Raw genomic sequence first — 20,822 nt, 5'->3', positions numbered from 1 at the left:
CTTCAGTCACCTGCCTTCTGCATATCGGCTTCGATATAGGGGGTGCAGAAAAAGCAGAAAACGGCTGCAACGACAATGGCCGTAGGCGCTATGAGCAGTGCCGAACGGATGCCCCACAGATCGGAACAGAAACCGAGAATGGTAGGAGAAAAGGCATCTCCCAGGGCGTGGATGAAAAAGATATTGACGGCAAAGGCAGTAGCCCGCAGAGACGGCGCCGTCACATTGACAAGAACGGTGTTGAGCGGACCGGTATTGAAGAAAAGGAAAAACTCGGCAATAAAAATCGCCGCCAGGGAGGTGGTGAGGGATGGAGCCAGGATAGCCACTGCTGCCACCGGTGCGCCGATGACGAAGCCCCAGCCCGAGACTAACAGGTAGCCTTTGCTGCTCTTTTGCTGCAACCGGTCCCCCAGCCAGCCCCCGGCCAGTGTGCCTGTTATTCCTGCCACCACAGTGATGGCGCCGAACAGGGTGTTGCCCCGCTCCACATCCAGACCGTGCACCCGATTGAAGAAGGAGGGCATCCATTGGGAAAGCCCGCCAAGGGCAAAGGTCATGGCTGCCATGGCCATGGTGGCAATGACGAAAGAGCGGTTCCGCAGCAGGGCGACAAAGGCGTTCTCTCCTGTCCGACCAGTCTCCACCTCTGTTCGGCCATGCTCGCGCCGCGGGTCACGCAGAAAGTAGACCGGCACAGCAAGGAGCAGCCCCGGCAAACCGACAAGCAAAAAGGCCGCGTGCCAGCCCAGGCGCTGGCCTATCACCCCTCCAAGCAGGTAACCCAGGGCGCTGCCAACCGGAATGGCCAGATAGAAGTAGGAAAGCACCCGTCCCCGTTTTTCTTTGGGGAAAAAATCCGACAAAAGTCCGGGAGAGACCGTACCGAAACTGGCTTCGCCCACCCCGACCACGGTCCTGGCCGCAAGGAGCGCGCGATAGCCGGGAGCGAAACCGGCAAGGCCGGTTGCAAGACTCCAGGTAATCAGACCGAATGAGGCAAGGTTGATCCTGTTGCCACGGTCGCCGATCCTGCCGAAAAAAGGAGCCGAAATCATGTAACAGATCATGAAGGAACTGCCGAGGAAACCCAACTCCGTGTCGGAGAGGTTCATGTCTGCTTTTATCAGGGGGAAGACGGCATAGAGCACCTGACGGTCGATGTAATTGAGCAGGTTGACCGCCAGCAGAAGCGAGAGGGCGTAACGGGAGTAATTGCGGTTAAAGGCGTGATCGTTCACGATGGGCACCAGCCTCAAGTTGAGTGAGAAGGAAACGTATCATGTTTACCATGAAAAAGCCATCCGGCAATCGATGACCTGCCTAAGGAACAAAAAAACGGGAAGCTCCGTCTGACGGAACTTCCCGTTTACTATCTCTCCACCATGCCGTTGGTCGGGGCCTCACAGCGAGTTCCCTAACAGGTGGGCTCCTTTAATGCTGCTTCAGGCAATTCCCGCAAAGGGGCAGCACACCACAGCTTAAAAAGGCGCCCGTTCAATGATTATTCCGCAGGGGCTTTAATACCTCACGAACAGGGCAGAGAGAAATTTTATCGTTGAGCAATCTTATCCCGCCCCAGGGAATAAATCAAGGGTGTTTTTAACCGGCAAAACCGAGAAACTGCCTGAGCTTGACGATCTCTTCCATTAATTTATCGAAGCCCTGAAAGGTCAGGGACTGGGGCCCGTCCGATAATGCCTTCTCCGGCTCGGGGTGTACCTCCACCAATACGCCGTGGGCACCTGCGACCAGTGCAGCCTTTGCCATGGGAGAAACCAGGGTGCGCTTGCCGGTGGCATGGGAAGGATCGACCATTATGGGCAGGTGGGACATCTCCTTGATCAGAGGTACCACCGACAGATCCAAGGTATTTCGGGTGGCGGTCTCGAAGGTGCGGATGCCCCGCTCGCAGAGGATGACGTTGGGATTTCCTTCCGCCAGGATATATTCTGCCGCGGCAAGGAATTCTTCAATGGTGGCACTCATGCCCCGCTTGAGCAGCACCGGCTTTCTGATCCGCCCCAATTCCCGCAGCAGATCAAAATTCTGCATATTGCGCGCCCCTACCTGGAGCAAGTCGGCATATTCGGCCACCACGCTGACATTTTCCGGACTCATCACCTCGGTGACGATGGGCAATCCACTTTCTTTTCCGGCAGCCGCAAGCAATTTAAGCCCCTCTTCCCTGAGCCCCTGAAAAGTATGGGGGCCGGTCCTGGGTTTGAAGGCACCTCCCCGCAGCATTACTGCGCCTGCAGCCTTGACCGCCAGAGCCGTCTTTATTATCTGCTCTTTCCCTTCTACAGCACACGGGCCGGCGGCGACTACCGGAGGACAGCCCTCACCTATCCGGACCCCGCAGACTTCGATGATGCTGCTCTGGGGGTGAAAGGCACGAGAAACCAGCTTGTACGGCTTGGAAACGTGTATTACTTCCTGAACGCCGGGAAGATCGCGAATAACCACATCGTCCACATAGCCGGTGTTACCGAGAACGCCGATGGCTGTTCTCTCGCTGCCCGGGATCGGTCTCGCCTTGTATCCCATTCCTTCAACTGCATTGACAACGGCATCGATCTCAGCCTGCCCGGCAGTATAACTCATTACTATCAGCATGGCCCTGGCTCCTCCTGTCCGCATGACGTTAATTCCGTCTAAGATAACAGGCCGCAACTGCCAGGTCAACGATGAATCAAGCTCGCACCTGATTTGTGCGGATGTAATGTGTTGCTTTTTTATTAGGATATCGTAAAATAAGCCCTTACTGTGGACAAGGAAGAACAAAAGAGAGGTACTGATGCGACTCAAGGAAGACCAGATCGGCAGGATGGCGGAGAAAGTACTTGGCGATCTCTCGGCAGCTGGGCTTATAGAGCTCAAGCAGGATCGTGTTGCCGCCCTCAATGCCATCAAAAGCGCCATCACTGCTGACATCAAGGCAGAAGAAGCTTTGGAAAAGGATGCCGCACAGCTTCTGGACCAGACCCTGCGCGGCATGGGAAGCGGAGCGACCGGCATCGATCAGCACAAGATGCTGCGCATGATCAAGGAAAAGCTGGCGAAGGAACGGAAAATCGTTCTTTAGTCTCAGCAATAAACATTTTGTCACTGGGGGGTGCCCATGCAGATTTCAGAAGATAGAATTTCACATATTGCCCACAAGATTTACGACAAACTCTGGCGGGACGACTTGGCCGATTTTCCCGATGAAGCACGTTCCTTGAACGCCATTAAGGACTCCATCGCCGCTTTCTTTTCCGTTGCAGAAGACATCGACCAGGCTGTGAGAAAGAAACTCGCTTCATATTCCCAGGCGAAGGTGCCGGGCAGCAGGGAATGGGAAGTACTCTACCAGAAGCATTACGCCGAAGAGCTGGCGAAAAGGAAATGGTGATGGGCAATACTTCTGCGACAGTCAAAGCATCGTACCTGTTGCTGCTTATTGCCATGCTGCTCCTTTTCGGCTGTGCATCGGGGCCTCGGGTTACCATGTCTCCAGCCTTCAACCCGGCCCCGGAAGACAATATCGTCTACCTGGTGCCGTTCAGCCAAAGCCTTGTCCCGAATGACTTCAGCGACACCGTTTTCAACGAGTTCGTAGACAACCTGAACAAAAACCGCTCCCGCACCGATGTGCAGTGGTACTATATTCTCAAGGAAGACCTGAAGGACATCGATCCGGCGTGGTTGACCAGGCAGGTCTACATCAGTGGTGAGTTGTGGGGCTATGTCGAGAATGCCGGATGCTGCTCCACCGAACTCAGAGCAAAAGCCCGTCTGAACCTTTTCGAAATGGAACAGCGGGATGCAACACTGGAAATGCAGTTCCCCGTGGAAGCCTTCTTTGAGCATGACCGTTCAACCTTGTCCAATGAGCGGCAGCGGATGGCAAAGCGGTTGGCCACCGAGATGGCTGACGCCATAACCGATATTTTTGCCCGCCGCAAATCGCACCAGTCCCATTGATTTTCCACCCCGCCAGCGACAGCCCTATCGCCCGTTAATTTTTTTTCCATTAATGACTTGATTTTTGCCCATACCGTGTTTATATTTACCCCATGATTAGCACTCAGCTACAAGGAGTGCTAATATTTTTTCCAATCGTAAATTTTTGTTTATTCCCAAGGAAAGGAGAAGTAACGCATGAAGCTGAGACCAATGCAGGACCGTATCATTGTGAAAAGGGTTGAGGAAGAGACCAAGACCGCAGGCGGGATCTACATCCCCGAGACGGCCAAGGAAAAGCCGCAGGAAGGTGAAGTCGTGGCAGTGGGCAACGGCAAGAGGACTGAAGACGGCAAGATCCTCCCACTTGATGTCAAGGTCGGCGACAAGGTACTCTTTGGCAAATATTCCGGTACCGAAGTTAAAGTTGAAGGCCAGGATTACCTGATCATGAGAGAAGACGACATTCTGGGTGTTATCGAGAAATAAAGAACAACATTTAAATAACTGACTAATCCAAGGAGGATAATTCAACATGGCAAAAGTTATAAAATTTGACCAGGAAGGCAGAAATGCATTCCTGAAAGGTGTAAATACTCTTGCAGACGCAGTTAAGGTCACACTCGGCCCCAAAGGCCGCAATGTAGTTATCGAAAAATCTTTCGGCGCTCCTCTCATCACTAAGGACGGCGTTACTGTAGCAAAAGAGATCGAACTGGAAGACAAATTCGAAAACATGGGAGCACAATTGGTGAAAGAGGTTGCCTCCAAGACCTCCGACGTAGCCGGTGACGGCACCACCACTGCTACTGTGCTTGCCCAGGCGATCTACCGTCAGGGCGCCAAGCTGGTTGCCGCAGGCCACAATCCCATGGAAATCAAGCGCGGTATCGACAAGGCTGTCGAGACCTTGGTCGCCGAGCTGAAAAGCATCTCGAAGCCAATCAAGGACCACAAGGAAATTGCCCAGGTCGGCACCATTTCCGCCAACAATGACAAGACCATCGGTGACATCATTGCCGAGGCCATGGAAAAAGTAGGCAAGGAAGGGGTCATCACCGTCGAGGAAGCAAAGGCAATGGAAACTTCCCTTGAAACCGTGGAAGGGATGCAGTTTGACCGAGGCTACCTCTCCCCTTACTTCGTCACCGATCCCGAGCGCATGGAAGCGAACCTGGAAAACGCCAACATTCTTATCCACGACAAGAAGATCTCCAACATGAAAGATCTTCTGCCGGTTCTGGAGCAGACCGCCAAGTCCGGTCGTCCGCTGGTTATCATTGCCGAAGACATCGAAGGCGAAGCTCTCGCCACTCTCGTTGTCAACAAACTGCGCGGCGTGCTCAACATCTGCGCCGTCAAGGCACCCGGCTTCGGTGACCGTCGCAAAGCCATGCTGGAAGATATCGCCGTCCTTACCGGTGGCAAGGTAATCTCCGAAGAGGTCGGCTTCAAGCTGGAAAACACCACCATGGACATGCTTGGTCAGGCAAAAAAGATCACCATCGACAAGGACAACACCACCATCATTGACGGTGCCGGTGCAGAAGGTGATATTGCCGGACGGGTGAAGATGATCCGTGCCCAGATCGAAGAAACCAGCAGCGATTACGACCGTGAAAAACTTCAGGAGCGTCTGGCCAAGCTTGTTGGCGGCGTTGCAGTGATCAAGGTCGGTGCTGCCACCGAAGTTGAGATGAAAGAGAAGAAAGCCCGCGTTGAAGATGCACTGCACGCAACCCGCGCTGCAGTTGACGAAGGCATCGTCCCCGGAGGCGGCGTGGCTTACCTGCGCGCCATGTCTACCCTGGATGCCCTTAATCTCCCTACAGAGCAGCAGTTCGGCGTTAACGTCATCAAACGTGCCCTGGAAGAGCCGATCCGTCAGATCGCCCAGAATGCCGGTGTTGACGGCTCCATAGTTGTCGACAAGGTTAAGAACGGCAAGGATGCATTCGGCTATAACGCTGCAGATGACGAGTACGTGGACATGATCCAGGCCGGCATCATCGATCCGACCAAGGTTTCCCGTAGCGCACTGCAGAACGCATCCTCCATCGCCGGTCTGATGCTGACCACCGAAGCGATGATTGCCGACAAACCCAAGGAAGAAGGTGCAATGCCTGCAATGCCTGGCGGAATGGGTGGCATGGGCGGCATGGGCGGCATGGGCGGCATGATGTAATCATCGACGATGCTTTTCCGCCCTGGCGGTGTCAGTCATCACGATGAGTTGTGCGGCGTAGCTGGGCTACGCCTCCGCCCCATCGCTTGACTTCCTTGCCAGGTCGAAAAATCCTCATCGACTAAAGGAAAAAAGGGAGTGGACAATGGTCCGCTCCCTTTTTTTGTCTGCACTTCTCCTTTCCTTTACATGTCGTCAGCCCCTCCAAAGCATCTTTCCGCCGGGAAAATTTCCTTCATGAGCTTGGAGAATGAAAATTCTGTGGGATAATCAAGTTGATATTACACACGCTCTGGAGGGACCCATGAACAGCAGCCATACCTGCACTCTCGATCAGCACCTTACTGAGGTCAAGGAAGGGAAGCGATGCTTTGAAAATGCCTTCCAGGGCGTAGCGAGGATGATTCTCGAGGGGAAGATCGAAAAAATCGTCGTCAACGGCAAGACCACCTATGACTTCATGATCTTCCGCACCGGGAAAAAGCACCCCGTGGGAATGTACGATGAGATCAACAGCTTCGTCTCCTTTGTCAAGGATGCGGCAGAAGGAGGGTCCTCCAAGGAGATGGCCTTCGTCCTCGTCGGCGAACCGGGCAACGGCAAGACCTTTTTTGTCGAATACCTCTGCGCCAAGTACCGGGAATTTCTCAGCCGCCCGGAAAACCGCCGCTACACCTTTCAATTGGTGAACATGGACAAGCTGGGCAGTTACGGCCGCATTGCCACCATCGAATCACAGACTTACGAAGACCCCATGATCCTGGCCATGAACCTCTTCGACAACCTGGATGAAAGCAGGGAATTTCTCGCCAGGACAGTCGGTTTCAGTGATAAGGAGATCGCTAAACTCTTCGAGAACTACCGCCCCCTGGGCGCCGACAGCGGCTACATCTGGAACGACCTGCGCAAATATACCGGTGGCAATTTGGAAGAGATGCTCAAATTTGTAGAGGTAGTGCCGGTTCCATTGACCGAAACTCTCGGCACCATTACCGGCAAATATGCTGCCAAGGACAAGATCACCTCTTCGGCGGTGGATCTCCTGGGTGACGAGTCGATCCAGCGGCTTTTGCACATCACCGACGTCAATAATCCTTACCGCTTTGATCTCCGCCGCGGTGCCCTGGCAAGGGTTGCCGGCGGCGGTATCCATTTCAGCGACGAAATTTACAAGAACAAGAAGGACCTGGTCCAGGTCTACCTGGGGGTGATTCAGAACCGGCTCATTGAGATCGATGGCTATCGCTGGCCCATCGACACTCTGATCATTGCCACCAGCAACAACTCCGAGTTCAATCACTTCCTCGCCGAGCGCGAGGAGGCGCCCATCATCGACCGCTGCCGGGTCTGCTATGTCTCCCACAACACCAACTACCGCATGCAAGAGGCTCTGACCACCTATGCCATAGGCACTGAAACAAAGACGACACTGACCAAGGAGGAATTGCACCAGGACCCGAACCTGAATTATTCAGCATCGGTGGCCACGGTAATGACTAGACTTCCCCGCTCGGAAAAACTGACACCCATTGAAACCCTGAAACTTGCGGCCGGCGAAGTGGCAGGCGAGAAGAGCCTGAAAACCCTTGCCGAAGTAGTCGATATGCTCAGCCAGGAGCCGGATATCACCAAGCGTTTCGGCCAGAAAGGACTTGGTCAGAGGAACCTGGGAAGGGCGGTGCAGCTGATGGTGGAAAGTTCGGAAACCAATGAAGGGCGCTGCATGATCGCCGTAGATATCTTCAAGACCCTGGAAAGGGTGGTGCTGGACTATGTTTCCGATGCCAACGACCGGGCCAAATACCTGGAAGATCTGAAGATCGCCAAGTCCCTCTACCGGGAGCGGATCATGACCGAGATGTTCAATGCCTACATGGATGAGCCCTTCGCCATCCGCAAGGACGTGCTCAACTACGTCAACATGATCATAGGCATCGATGCGGAGAACCTTGGGCCGGACAAGATGTGGAAATACAAGGACCCGCAAACAGGCCAACTTAAGGCCGTCAGGATCGACGAACGCTACGTGCGCAATATCGAGGAGCGCATCGGCCTGAAGACAGAGGAACAGCGTGAATCTTTCCGCACCTCCATCCGCAAGATCTACGGCCAGAAAATCTCCGTCGAGCCCAACTATGACTTCATGGACAACCTGGAGCTGGTCAAGGCGGTGACCGATGTACGGCTGAAGTCGGATATCGCCGGCGCCGGCAGCCTGATCGGCGCTTTGGCCAATCGTACCAACGAGGAAAACCAGAAACTGTATGACAGGATGATCACTACCATGCTGGACAAGCTCCATTACTGCAGAACCTGCGCCCAGAAGACCATCGAGTACTTCTGCAGCCAAGAGGATGAGATCTAGTGCCTGACTTCGCCCCAGACAAAAATCCCTTTGCGTCCCTGGAGCTGCCAACGGCGGAAGGGACCTACACGACGCGGATTCGCTCCATCCATGAATTGCTGGAGAGGGACAAGATGCGGGAAAAGGACGGATTTCCGCGCAAAATCCGCATCGGCAAGCTGGTCAAGCCCACGCGTGGCGGCAAGGAAAAATTCGTCGTCATCCCCACCACCGTCGAAGAAAAATTCTATCACGACCGGGTTCCGTCTCCGACAGATGAGGAGAATGCAACCGGCGGCACCGGCAAGGAAGAGGAAGGAGACATCCTGGGAGAGCGGCCGGTCCGTCCCGAAGAAGGAGCGGGAGAAGGGGAAGCGGGCCAGGGGGAGGGAGAGAGCCACGAACTGGAATCAACCGCTTACGACCTGGGAAAGATCCTCACTGAAACCTTCGAACTCCCCAATCTGAAAGAAAAAGGGAAAAAAAGCTCCCTCACCCGCTATACCTATGACCTTACGGACAGGAACCGCGGCTTTGGCCAGCTTCTGGACAAGAAAGCGACCATGCGTAAGATCCTGGAAACCAATATCAGCCTGGGTAATGTCCCCAATGTCACCGATATCGACACGACCCGTTTTCTCATCTCCCCCAAGGACAAGATCTATCGCATCCTGTCCCGGGACATCGACTACGAATCCCAGGCCCTGGTCTTCTTTATCCGTGATTATTCCGGTTCCATGGAGGGTAAAGCAACGGAGCTGGTAGTGTCCCAGCACGTGATGATCTACTGCTGGTTACTTTACCAGTTTGCCCGCCAGGTGGAGTCCCGTTTCATACTCCACGACAACGAAGCGCGAGAAGTGCCGGATTTCGAAAGCTACTATCGCCTCCGGGTTGCCGGCGGCACCAAGGTTGCTTCAGCCTATCGACTGGTAAATGAGATCGTCGAGAAGGAAAGCCTGGCAAAGGACTACAATATTTATATTTTCCATGGCACCGACGGCGACGATTGGGACACGGAAGGGGTGGAGGCGATCCCGGAAATCAAGCAGATGCTCACCTACACCAACAGGATGGGCATAACCATTGCCGAACACGCCTACGCTGCAGGCAGGCATTCAGAGGTGGAACAATACCTCACCACTTCCGGCCTGCTCAAGGAGCGGGCAGACGTGCTGCGCCTGGATGTCCTCGACGAGGAGGCGGAGGAACCCCGTCTCATCGAGGGAATCAAGAAGCTCATCTCCTGAAGCGGAAACTGGGAAACCTATGGAACTGATCAGCCAGCATGCAAAACAGATCATGGAAGGTTGCAAGGAGCGGGCGAAGGATGCCGGCCTGCGCTTTCAGGACGAAACCCTGGAGTATATCGTTACCAACCGGGACATGCTGGAACTCTCCCCCAAGGCAATGATTCCAACCCTGTATGATTACTGGGTCCATGACGTGGAGGTATTGAAAGGGCTGCGGAAATACGAGCTTTACCCCTACAATCCCTACGAAACGGTGATCAACACCCGCCCCCCCATCTCTTTTTATAACGATAACAATCCGGACTGGCTCAATGTGATGATCTTCTACCATGTGCTGGCCCACATCGATTTTTTCCAGAACAACCTCTTCTACCGTCTCACCTGGGATTACGACCTGAACGGCCAGGCGCTGGCAGACAAGAGGCTGATTGCCCGCCTGCGGTCTGAAAAGGGGCGCTGGGTGGATTATGTCATCGAGTTCGGTCGTGCCGTCGACAACCTGGTAGGATATTTCGACGAGTTGTCGCGGGCCAGCCGCGCCCTGGTCCCGTCCCTTTCCAGCAACGTGGACTATTACTTCGACACCTTTCTTCAGTCGGTGAAAAAGGTGCGGATCCAGGAATATGTTAAAGAAGTGGAACGCTATAACCAGGCCATGGCCCAATACGGGGAACTGGGGGAGAAGACCTTCTTTGCCGACACGCTGAAGAAGCATCCGGAACTGGAGGCGGTGTTCTCCAGACAGGCGCCCGAAAAAGGCAAGCCTCGGCTTGACCTGCTCCAGCACCTGATGGAATACTCGCCATTCCTCAACCGGGATGAGAACAAATGGATGAAGTCGGTGCTTGAGATCGTGCGCAATACCTCAGTCTATTTTCAGCCCCAGATCCGCACCAAGATCATGAACGAGGGGTGGGCCAGCTACTGGCATGAAAAGCTCTTCCTCCTGGACGACCGGATCCGCGAGCATGAGGTGGATTTTGCCCGGGTCCACGCCGGGGTGACCTCGCTGCCAAGGGTCGGGCTCAACCCCTATGCCCTGGGCATGCGAGTCTTTGCAACCATCGACGAAATGGCTGACAAAGGCAAAAGAAGTCTCGAATTTCAGATGCTGCGGGATATCCACACCAGGGAAAAATATGACAAGCGGACCGGCGAGGGAGTGGACTATATATTCAAGGTGCGGGAGGATTTCTGCGACTTCACCTTCATCAACACCTTTATCGATCAGGACTTCCTCAACAGGCATAAGCTGTTTGTGGTGGACAGAAGGCTCGACCACCAGAAGATGGTCTGGCAGTATTACGTGAAAAGTCGAAAAGCTGAGGACTACCGCCGGATGATTCTCGACACCCTCTACCATCCGCCACACATGGAAATAGGCAAAGATACAAGTGATGGCAGTCTGTACCTGACCCATCGCTTCGAGGAAAAACCGCTGGTCAGGGAATTCATCGGCAACACCATGATGGGCATCGAGTACCTGTGGGGCGGGCCGGTGCAGCTTGAAACAAGCGAAGTAATGCCCTCTCCGCCTGAAATGGAGCGGCAATTACACGCCCCCGGGGAAGCTCACCGGATCAACTGGCAACGGGTACTCTATAGGATGGAAAAAAAGAAACTGACGAAAACCACTATCGGTACGGAAAGCGGCCATGACTGACCTACATCAGGCGTTACAGCATATAAAGGGAAGCGTCAGCGGTTGGGAGCAGCGGGAACCGCTGCCCTTCGAGGAATTCCTGCAGCTACTGGCCGCCCGCCCCGAGCAATTGGTGCGCAATGTCTTTCAGGTCTTTCACGACATGGTCGTCAGCCAGGTGACTGAAAAAGCAGACGAATATCCTGAAGATCCCGAATCCATCCACTATGTCTCCTACGACTGCTCCAAGCTCTTCGTGGAAAATGCCGACCACCCGTTTTTCGCCGACCGGCTCTTTGCCAATCGGCTGATCAATCTGGTGGAGGCCTGGCGACGCGGCGCCCAGCAGAACAAGATCTACATCTTTGAAGGCCCGCCGGGGAGCGGCAAGAGCACCTTTCTCAACAGGCTCTTGATAAAGTTCGAGGAGTACGCCAATAGTGACGAGGGGCTACGTTTCGAGACCGTGTGGCGACTGGATCGGCAAAAATTCGGCGGCATTCCCCGCCATGAGACGTCGCATTTTCTCGACAGGCTGTCAAAGCTCATCGACGAGTATGAGTTCGATCAGAACCAGATCATCGAAGCCCAGTCTTCCATGCAGGAAAGGGATGACTTTGTTGAGGTGGTCTGCCCCAGCCACGACAGTCCGATCCTGATGATTCCCAAGGATTTCCGCAGGCAGTTTTTCCAGAACCTGTTCGGTAATGACGAGTCCAAGCTGCACCTTCTCGATGAGAAGGCCTATGAATGGGTATTTCGAAACCAGCCCTGCACCATCTGCAGCTCATTGTATCTGGCACTCCTGAGAAAGCTCAAGGACCCTGCCGAGGTGCTGAAGATGGTCTATGCATATCCATACCGCTTCAACCGGCGGCTTGGAGAGGGAATCAGCGTCTTCAGTCCCGGCGACAAGCCGATGAAACATATGGTCTTCACCAATGACATGCTACAGAATCGCCTCAACAGCCTGCTGCGCGACAGCAATCAGGTCAACTACATCTTCTCCCAATATGCCAAGACCAACAATGGCATCTATGCCCTCATGGACATCAAGTCCCACAACACCGACCGGCTCATTGAACTGCACAACATCATCAGTGAGGGGGTGCACAAGGTCGAGGACCTGGAGGAAAACGTCAACTCCCTCTTCATCGCCCTGATGAATCCGGAGGACAAGAAGAACATTGAAAATTTCCCCTCCTTCTCGGACCGCATCCAGTACATAAAGATACCCTATGTGCTGGATCTGAACACGGAGGTGGAAATCTACCGCAACATCTTCGGCAAGCAGATCGACGACAGCTTCCTCCCCCGTGTCCTGCACAACTTTGCCCGGATCATCATCTCCACCCGCATGCAGCGGCATTCGGATGCAATGCAGGAGTGGATCCCCGATCCGGCAAAATATGCCATGTTCTGCGATGAGAACCTGCAACTGCTGAAGATGGAAATCTATACAGGCTACATCCCGCCGTGGCTGGATGAAGAAGACCGGAAAAGGCTGATGGCAAAACGGCGGCGCAAGATCATCGCCGAGTCGGAGATCGAAGGGGAGAGTGGCTTTTCAGGCCGGGATGCCATAAATATCTTCAATGACTTCTATTCCACCTATGCCCGCAAGGACGCACTGATCAACATGTCGGTACTGAGCAACTATTTCACCAAGGTTCGTCCCGACCTGGGGCACCTGGTGCCCGAGGGCTTCATCGACTCTCTGCTGCGCCTTTATGCCTATACCGTTCTCCAGGAGGTGAAGGAATCCCTCTACTACTACAACGAGGAGCAGATTTCACGGGAAATTCGCAATTACCTCTTTTCCATCAACTTTGAGCCGGGAAGAACCGAGACCTGCCGCTTCACCGGCGACAGGCTGGAGATCAGCGAGAGTTTCTTTGAAGGGATCGAGAACCGGCTTTTGGGGCCGAAGGTGGAGCGGGAAACGCGACTGACGTTCCGCGGCCAAACCCAGAAAGAATATACGGCGAGAACCCTGACCCAGGAGATATTGGCCGAAGGTAAGGACGTAACCAGGACCAGTCTTTTTCAGGAGCTGCGGGAGCGTTACATTTTCAACCTGAAGGAGAAGGCACTGGATCCCTTCCTGGAAAACGCCAACTTCCGGCGGGCTATCAAGGATTATGGCCGGCCTGAATTCAAAACCTACGACAAGAAGATCCGCAACGACGTCACCTTTCTCATCAACAATCTCTGCAGCAAGTTCCGCTATACGAAAAACGGCGCTAGGGAGGTTTGTCTCTACGTAATCGACACCGACCTGGCAAGAAGGTTCTCCCGCAACAGCCCTGAACCTGCCAAGGAGACCACCCTCACCAGCGATTAGTCCCGAAACTTTGCCCGCGCAGGATGGGTATTTTTCAGCGGATCCACCACGTTTGCGCTCAAAAATGCCCAGGTGCAAGGCGCTCGAAAGACTGAAGAGGGAGGCGTACACCAGTACGTCGAGCGATGAAGGACGAGAGCAACGCCGCAGATGGGTATTTTTCAGCGCAAACGGTTACATCTCCACTCTCGTCACCACCCCTTGCAACCGACTTGCCGGCAGCTTGTTGAACTGGACAAAGGTGGGTGTCAGCTTTTTCAGCAGGGCAAAAAGTCTCCACACCGGGTTTGCCGTGGCAATGTCCTCAATGCCGTAGAAAATTACCTTCTCCCTGATGCCGTGCTCCTTGAGAATGGATTCGATATCGATAATCTCCATGTAGCCGAGGACGACCTCGAATCCCTCAAACCCTGCAGTAATGTCGGTCTTGTGGTTGATGGCCAGACCGAAGGGTTCATCGGTGCGGACGATGGAGATCATCACGTTCCGCTCATAGATGATGTTGCTGCGGATCATGCAGTGCACCACATACGGCGGGATGGTCTGCCAGTCCTTGGTGAAGAAGAGGCCCGTACCGGGAATGTTTTTCCCCTTGGCGTAGATCTGTTCGAATGAGACGAGAAAGGTATCGATATCGAGGGGTTTCAAGGCCCGGTACAGCGCCCGCTGCCCCTTGGTCCAGATCATGATGGTGATGAACGGAACAGAGGCCAGTATTATCGACCAGTAGGCGCCATGTGGAATCTTGGAAAAGGTCGAACTAAGGTAGATCACATCGAGCAGGGTCACCAGAACGGCAATGGGCACCTTCCACTTCTTGAGTGTATGGGAGAAAACAATGATCATCATGATGCCGGTGATGGTCATTGAACCGGTTACTGCCATGCCATAGGCGGCTGCCAGATTGCTGGACGCCTTGAAGACCATCATGACGATGATGACGGCCACCATCAGCCCCCAATTGACTGCCCCGATATAAATCTGGGATTTAAGATGGCTGGAGGTGTAATCGACCTTCATCAGCGGCATGAGACGCGTGGTTATCCCCTGGTAGACAATGGAGAAGACGCCGCTGATAATCGCCTGGGAAGCAATGATGGTTGCCATGATCGTCAGGAGCAGGAACGGGACGTAGAGTATCGGCGCCTGGTCCTGTACCATGGAAAAGAGGAGGTTTTTGGCCCCGGGATGGTGCAGGGCGAATACCCCCTGCCCCAGATAGTTGAGGAAAAGGGCGACAAAGACAAAATACCAGGCGCGGACAATGGGCCGGCGCCCAAGATGCCCCATGTCGGCATAGAGTGCCTCGCCACCGGTGGAGCAGAGGATGACTTCCGAAAGGACGAAAAACCCTGAAAAGCCGTTTTCGCGGAAAAACAGGAACGCATGGTGAGGACTGACCGCCGAGACGATCTCCGGCATTGCCGAGATGGAAATAAGTCCGGACAAAGCAAGGGAGCCGAACCAGACGACCATGATCGGACCGAAGGCCCCGGCTACCTTGTCTGTTCCCTTGTGCTGGATCAGGAACAGACCGATGGCAATTGCCGCGGCAATGGCGACAAGTATGCTTTGGGAAAGCCCGCTGAACGATGGGATGAGCAGAAGCCCTTCCACGGCGGACAGGATACTGATGGCCGGGGTAATGACACCGTCACCCAGAAGCAGGGAAACACCAAGAAAAGAGAGGAATCCGGCAAACGCCACCAACCGGCTTGATTTGACCAGCTTGAGAATGATCTCCCGCAGGACTATTTCCCCCCCCTGCCCCTTCCTTCCCAGTCCCATGGCCAGCCAGGCGTATTCAACGGTTACAAGGATGGTCATCGTCCAGAAAACCAGTGAAAGTATGCCGAAGACGTTGCTGCGGGTAGCAGGGGTCAAGGCAAAGACAACGGTCAGGGTATAAATGGGGCTGGTGCCGACATCGCCGAAGACGAGCCCCATGGCTTTGACTATTCCACCCCAGAAGGATTCGCTGTGATCATCTCTCATTAAAAAATATCCCTTCCGCAAACTGCCAGACTTATACCACTTCACCCTGTCGAATACAACTAAATTCCCCCTTTACCCTTGACATTTCAATATGTTCCTTGTATTTTATGACGCTTGTCCGCGAGTCAGCGGATCTATTCCGGAGGAGATTTAAATGGACTACAAAGATACCCTCAATCTGCCCGTCACCGACTTCCCCATGAAGGCCAACCTGGCCCAGAGGGAGCCGGAAATGCTCGAAACATGGGAGAAAAACCGGCTTTACAAAAAGATGGAAGATACAGGCAAGGGCAAACCCAAATATATCCTCCACGACGGTCCTCCATACGCCAACGGGCACATCCATATCGGCCATGCTTTAAATAAAATCCTTAAGGACATTGTTCTAAAAAGCAAGCGGATGAGCGGCTTCGACGCCCCATACATCCCCGGCTGGGACTGCCATGGCCTCCCCATCGAACTGCAGGTGGAGAAAAATCTCGGCTCGAAAAAGCATGAGATCACCAAGCTGGAGATGCGCAAGCAGTGCCGGGAATATGCAAAGAAGTTCGTCGATATCCAGAAGCAGGAATTCGAACGGCTGGGAGTCCTGGGTGAGTGGGATAATCCTTACCTGACCATGAACTACAGCTATGAAGGGATCACCGCCCATGAGCTGGCCAGATTTGCCGAAAACGGCGGCCTATACAAGGGTAAAAAGCCGGTTCACTGGTGTTCATCCTGCGGCACAGCCCTGGCCGAAGCCGAGGTTGAATATGCCGACCATAAATCGCCGTCCGTCTTCGTCAAGTTCCAGCTAAAAGACGATATCTCCAAAGAACTGCCTGCCCTTTCCGGAAAGAAAGTCTCCCCTGTTATCTGGACCACCACTCCCTGGACCATCCCCGCCAACCTGGCCATCGCCATGCATCCCGAATTCGATTACGTTGCCGTGGATACCGGAGCTGAAGTGCTGATCGTTGCCGAGGGTCTCAAGGAGGCCTTCTTCAAGGCCACCGGCGTCAACGGCGTAGTCATCGCCACCTTCAAAGCCGCGGCTCTGGAAAAGAAACTCTGTCGCCACCCCTTCTACGACCGGGACTCCATCATTCTTCTTGGCGACCATGTCACCCTGGAAGCAGGCACCGGCTGCGTCCACACCGCTCCCGGCCACGGCCAGGAGGACTATGAGCTGGGGCTGAAGTTCGGCCTGGACATCTACAACCCGGTGGACAACCGGGGGCGCTTTCTGGAGACGATTCCATTTTTCGGTGGCCAGTATGTATTCGATGCCAACCCCAACGTCATCGCCAAGCTGGAGGAAGTGGGGGCGCTGGTGGGCAAAGGTGAAATCAGCCACTCCTATCCCCACTGCTGGCGCTGTAAGAAACCGATCATCTTCCGCGCCACCGAGCAGTGGTTCATCTCCATGGAAAGCAACGACCTGCGCCGGAAGGCCCTGACCGAGATCAACACCGTCAGCTGGATTCCCAAATGGGGCAAGGAACGGATCTTTGGCATGATCGAAAACCGCCCCGACTGGTGTGTCTCCCGCCAGCGTAACTGGGGAGTGCCGATCACCGTCTTTTACTGCAAGGCCTGCGGCGAAGCCCTGGCCGACGGTAAAATCATGCACCACGTGGCCGACCTCTTCGAGAAGGAAAGCTCCGACATCTGGTATGAGCGGGAGGCGAAAGAATTGCTCCCCACCGGCACCACCTGCCCCGCCTGTGGCAAAACCGAATTTGACAAGGAAATGGATATTCTCGACGTCTGGTTCGATTCGGGCGTCTCCCATGCCGCCGTGCTCGAACACCGCGACAATCTGTCATCCCCGGCCGACATGTACCTGGAGGGAAGCGATCAACATCGCGGCTGGTTCCACTCCTCGCTCCTGGCCAGTGTCGGCACCCGCGGCGTTGCCCCCTATAAAGCAGTTCTCACCCATGGCTTCGTCGTCGACGGCAGCGGCCGCAAGATGAGCAAGTCCGTAGGCAATGTGGTCGCGCCCGAAGACGTGATCAAGAAATATGGCGCCGAAGTGCTCAGGCTGTGGGTCGCCGCCCAGGATTACCGGGACGACCTGCGCATCTCCCAGGAGATCCTTACTCGCCTCTCCGAGGCCTATCGCCGCATCCGCAACACCTGCCGCTACATCCTCGGCAATATTGCCGATTTCGATCCGAAACGGGACAGCGTGGACTACGGCGACATGCCCGAGATAGATCGCTGGGCATTGCACCAGCTTGAGCTTCTGAAGGAGAAGGTGCTCAAGGCTTACGAGAACTGCGAGTTTCACGTTCTCTATCACGCTGTGAACAGCTTCTGCACAGTAGAGATGAGCGCCTTCTACCTGGACATCCTCAAGGACCGCGTCTACACCAGCAGAAAAGACTCCGTCGAGCGCCGCAGCGCCCAGACCGCCATGTACCAGATCCTCGATGCCCTGGTCAAGCTGACCGCCCCGGTGCTTTCCTTCACCACCGACGAGGTATGGCGCTATATGCCCGCCCCTGCCGAAGAGAGCGTCCATCTGTCCCAGTTTCCCCAGCTGAAGCCTGAATACAGGGATAATGCCTTGGTTGAAAGATGGGAGACCATCATCAAAGTGCGGGCCGAGGTCTCAAAGGCGCTGGAACAGGCCCGGGTGCAGAAGGTAATCGGTCATTCACTGGATGCTGCCATTGCCCTTAGTGCCCCGGCCCAGCTTCGCTCATTGATCGAGCCTTACGCTGCCGAACTTAAGAGTATCTTCATCGTTTCCAAGGCGGAACTGGTCGACACTCTCGGGGGGGATTTTTATTCTGCCGAGGGGATAGCCGATCTGCAGATCAAGGTATCTGCCGCACCGGGAGAAAAATGCGAGCGTTGCTGGTGTTACGACGAAGAACTCGGGAAGGACAGCGAGCACCCGGGCATCTGTCCCAAGTGCCTCTCAGCAGTCAAATAAAAGCAAAAGGTCAGGTAACCATGAGCTTCAAGTACATCGTTTTCTCAGCCATTGCGGTGCTGGTGATCATCATCGATCAGTTGACCAAGCTCTATATCGACAGGGTGATGGACCTTCACAGTTCCATCACCGTTATCGAAAACTTTTTCAACATCACCTACATGCGCAACAAAGGAGCTGCCTTCAGCTTTCTCTCAAACTTCAGCTACCGCATCCCCTTTTTCATCCTTGTCTCGGTAGTGGCCATTCTGGTCATTCTCAGCGTCGTCTACCGGCTGCGTCAGGACCAGAAATTCGCTGTCGTGTCGCTGGCACTGATTTTTGCCGGAGCACTGGGCAACCTGATCGACCGGGTCAGGCTGGGAGAGGTAATCGACTTCCTCGACGTCCACTGGTACCGCCACCACTGGCCCGCCTTCAACGTGGCCGACTCGGCCATCTGCGTCGGAGTATTTCTTCTGGCAGTCGACATGTACCTGGAAGAAAGACGACAAAAAAAACAGGGGCCGTAAGCGATTCATACCGCTTTCAGCCCCGCCTTTTTTTCTCTGCCTGTTTTTCCTGCCCCCCCATTAAACACGAAAAAATAATTAAAGTATCTGCATCATAGGTCGATAATAGTTAGACACCGCAAAATCGCCGGAAAATCGGCGGCTTTGTGCCATCTACAATCAGGAGACCGCGATCAGATGAGACACTTGCCAAACACCCAGATCAGAAAACTCAGAGAGTACGGATATGGCCTGAATGGAGAAAACTGGCTCAAAATTTCAAGACATGACTATGCCGAAGAATGCTTCAGCATCGTCAAGATCGTCAATGGTGACACCTTGGCAACCATCTACATACCGGCAGACATCATGGCCGCCACTGAATTTGATATCTGTTAAGACTGTGACGGTTCAGAGGGCATCGGATTCGGCAAGCCACTTGCCGATCCGTGTGGATTCCTCCTCCCAGCCGCTACCCAGGCGCAGCTCGAGGAAAATGGAGTAGAGGCTGTCGAACAGCTGTAACCCCTGCTCCAGCACGAACATCCTCTCGAAAAATACCGCTTCCTTTTCGCTGTGCTCATCAACGCTGTCATCCTTTTCCAGCCTTACCGCCGGGGCTTTCAGCGAAGCAAAGTGGAACAGCTCCCCCTTCAGTGTCACCCGCCAGGTGTGCTCTTCCTTTTCCAGGTAGAGGGTCGCTTCGGTGATCCGCTTGCCATTCTGCAAAGCAGTGCGCACTTCGCTGAAATGATCCTGCGGTCCGGCAACAGTGATCTTCTGCTGCCCGTTTTCGCCACTGCTGAGCAGGACCAGGCGGTCGTTGACATAGGCCGCAAAAGGCTCGTTCATTTCCCCATGCCCCCCGCATGTGATCCGGTACTCGGAAGTGTCATGCATGGTACGGAACATTACCCATAGAAAAAAATCCCAGCCAAGCCACTGGTTACTCCTGATGAGATCGAGGGCCGCATCGCTCCCCGCCTGATTTGCCTGCGCAAGCGCCGGCTTGAGCGCCTCCGTCACGACCTGCTCCGCCCGTGCATAGGGATGCACCGCCACCAGCCGCAGTCCCTCAAACGTCTTCTTGAACTGCCCCTCGAAGAGCTCGATTATCGCCGGTGACAGGGACGCAAAGGTGACGAGACCGGTCCTGGTATCCCAGACGGCATCCCAGGTTGAAGGAACCGGCAGTGTCTTGGCCAGCAGCATGCTTCGAACCGCTTCCTTCATGTCCTCCTTTTTCTGCTTCGGCACCCGCGACAGTCCCGGATTTTCGGCCAAATACTCATGCTCGGCTACCTGCTGGTAAGCCTTGACCAGGGCAGCCGGAAGGCGACGCTGATCGCGACGCAGGGTGAAGACCAGGTAGTGGTCGCGCCAGAAGGCGCCGGGTGCGGCAAAATCGCTCTGCCGGTGATCGTCCAGATGTACCCAACCAACGGAAAGCTCGGCAGTACCCTGATCTATGGACTTGAAGCCGTTCCCGGCCAGGCGCTGGGAGGCCCATTGAAAAAGGTCGCCAGCGGGAAAATCCCCGGCGACCCGGAATTGACAAATGCTGACGGTGTTGGACAAAATACCCATCGATAACCTCCTCGGAAAAAATTGGAAGCTTGCAGAGATACACCTTTTGCCCACGCGGGGCAAGGAGATTTTTGTTATGGATTTCCAAGGCAGGGTGGCTGTTA

Annotated in this window: 14 protein-coding genes, 1 other RNA gene and 1 pseudogene; 11 read left to right on the top strand and 5 right to left on the bottom strand. The window is 54.5% G+C overall.

Translation table 11 applies throughout. The features are described from left to right. Positions 1-2 precede the first annotated feature (2 nt). The 3 genes from GEOB_RS02000 to aroF all read right to left on the bottom strand — a co-directional run bounded on the left by GEOB_RS02000 (position 3) and on the right by aroF (position 2,619). A complete protein-coding gene (locus tag GEOB_RS02000; RefSeq protein ID WP_012645502.1) occupies positions 3-1,241 on the bottom strand; it encodes a spinster family MFS transporter in 1,239 nt (412 codons plus the stop codon). Between the two features lie 132 nt (positions 1,242-1,373). Then, a non-coding RNA gene (ssrS, locus tag GEOB_RS19620) (6S RNA) lies at positions 1,374-1,549 on the bottom strand. A gap of 53 nt (positions 1,550-1,602) precedes the next feature. Next, positions 1,603-2,619 (bottom strand): 3-deoxy-7-phosphoheptulonate synthase, encoded by a 1,017-nt coding sequence (aroF, locus tag GEOB_RS01995; protein WP_012645501.1) that lies wholly within the window; start codon positions 2,617-2,619, stop codon positions 1,603-1,605. A 181-nt stretch (positions 2,620-2,800) separates the two neighbouring features. On the opposite strand from aroF, the pseudogene GEOB_RS20385 reads away from it, so the two are divergent. The 8 genes and pseudogenes from GEOB_RS20385 (at position 2,801) to GEOB_RS01950 (ending at position 13,716) form a co-directional block, all read left to right on the top strand. Continuing rightward, positions 2,801-3,397, top strand: a pseudogene (locus tag GEOB_RS20385) (DUF507 family protein). Then, positions 3,397-3,969 (top strand): hypothetical protein, encoded by a 573-nt coding sequence (locus GEOB_RS01980; RefSeq protein ID WP_012645498.1) that lies wholly within the window; start codon positions 3,397-3,399, stop codon positions 3,967-3,969. Before GEOB_RS20385 ends, GEOB_RS01980 begins: the two are co-directional and overlap by 1 nt. Positions 3,970-4,146: 177 nt before the next feature. Further along, positions 4,147-4,437, top strand: coding sequence for a co-chaperone GroES (gene groES, locus GEOB_RS01975; RefSeq protein WP_012645497.1), 291 nt, complete (start codon positions 4,147-4,149; stop codon positions 4,435-4,437). A gap of 46 nt (positions 4,438-4,483) precedes the next feature. Continuing rightward, positions 4,484-6,133 (top strand): chaperonin GroEL, encoded by a 1,650-nt coding sequence (gene groL / locus GEOB_RS01970; RefSeq protein ID WP_012645496.1) that lies wholly within the window; start codon positions 4,484-4,486, stop codon positions 6,131-6,133. A gap of 304 nt (positions 6,134-6,437) precedes the next feature. Continuing rightward, the gene (locus tag GEOB_RS01965; protein ID WP_012645495.1) at positions 6,438-8,498 is read left to right on the top strand and encodes a serine protein kinase PrkA; all 2,061 of its coding nucleotides are present in this window, start codon (positions 6,438-6,440) and stop codon (positions 8,496-8,498) included. Then, positions 8,498-9,727: a DUF444 family protein gene (locus tag GEOB_RS01960; RefSeq protein ID WP_012645494.1), complete on the top strand. Its 1,230-nt coding sequence runs from the start codon at positions 8,498-8,500 to the stop codon at positions 9,725-9,727. Before GEOB_RS01965 ends, GEOB_RS01960 begins: the two co-directional genes overlap by 1 nt. A gap of 19 nt (positions 9,728-9,746) precedes the next feature. After that, positions 9,747-11,393 carry a SpoVR family protein gene (locus tag GEOB_RS01955; protein ID WP_012645493.1) on the top strand — a complete coding sequence of 549 codons (1,647 nt, stop codon included), beginning with the start codon at positions 9,747-9,749 and terminating at the stop codon, positions 11,391-11,393. After that, entirely contained in the window at positions 11,386-13,716 is a 2,331-nt protein-coding gene (locus GEOB_RS01950; protein ID WP_012645492.1) for a serine protein kinase PrkA, read from the top strand. Before GEOB_RS01955 ends, GEOB_RS01950 begins: the two co-directional genes overlap by 8 nt. A gap of 174 nt (positions 13,717-13,890) precedes the next feature. Here the strand turns inward: GEOB_RS01950 and GEOB_RS01945 are convergent, their stop codons facing one another. Then, entirely contained in the window at positions 13,891-15,711 is a 1,821-nt protein-coding gene (locus tag GEOB_RS01945; RefSeq protein ID WP_012645491.1) for a KUP/HAK/KT family potassium transporter, read from the bottom strand. Positions 15,712-15,865: 154 nt separating this feature from the next. On the opposite strand from GEOB_RS01945, the gene ileS reads away from it, so the two are divergent. The 3 genes from ileS (at position 15,866) to GEOB_RS01930 (ending at position 19,530) form a co-directional block, all read left to right on the top strand. Further along, positions 15,866-18,640: an isoleucine--tRNA ligase gene (gene ileS, locus GEOB_RS01940; RefSeq protein WP_012645490.1), complete on the top strand. Its 2,775-nt coding sequence runs from the start codon at positions 15,866-15,868 to the stop codon at positions 18,638-18,640. Positions 18,641-18,660: 20 nt separating this feature from the next. After that, positions 18,661-19,152: a signal peptidase II gene (gene lspA / locus GEOB_RS01935; RefSeq protein WP_012645489.1), complete on the top strand. Its 492-nt coding sequence runs from the start codon at positions 18,661-18,663 to the stop codon at positions 19,150-19,152. Positions 19,153-19,329: 177 nt separating this feature from the next. Further along, positions 19,330-19,530, top strand: a complete 201-nt coding sequence (locus GEOB_RS01930) for a hypothetical protein (protein WP_012645488.1) — start codon at positions 19,330-19,332, stop codon at positions 19,528-19,530. Between the two features lie 12 nt (positions 19,531-19,542). Here GEOB_RS01930 and rdgC read toward each other — a convergent pair whose 3' ends face one another. Beyond that, on the bottom strand, positions 19,543-20,718 hold the full coding sequence (gene rdgC, locus GEOB_RS01925) for a recombination-associated protein RdgC (RefSeq protein WP_012645487.1): 1,176 nt from the start codon (positions 20,716-20,718) through the stop codon (positions 19,543-19,545). Between the last annotated feature and the right edge of the window lie 104 nt (positions 20,719-20,822).

This window comes from Geotalea daltonii FRC-32 (assembly GCF_000022265.1).
GTDB classification, from domain to species: Bacteria; Desulfobacterota; Desulfuromonadia; order Geobacterales; family Geobacteraceae; genus Geotalea; species Geotalea daltonii.
Note: the sequence above shows the minus strand (reverse complement) of the source record. Positions and strands in the feature narration are given on the sequence as shown.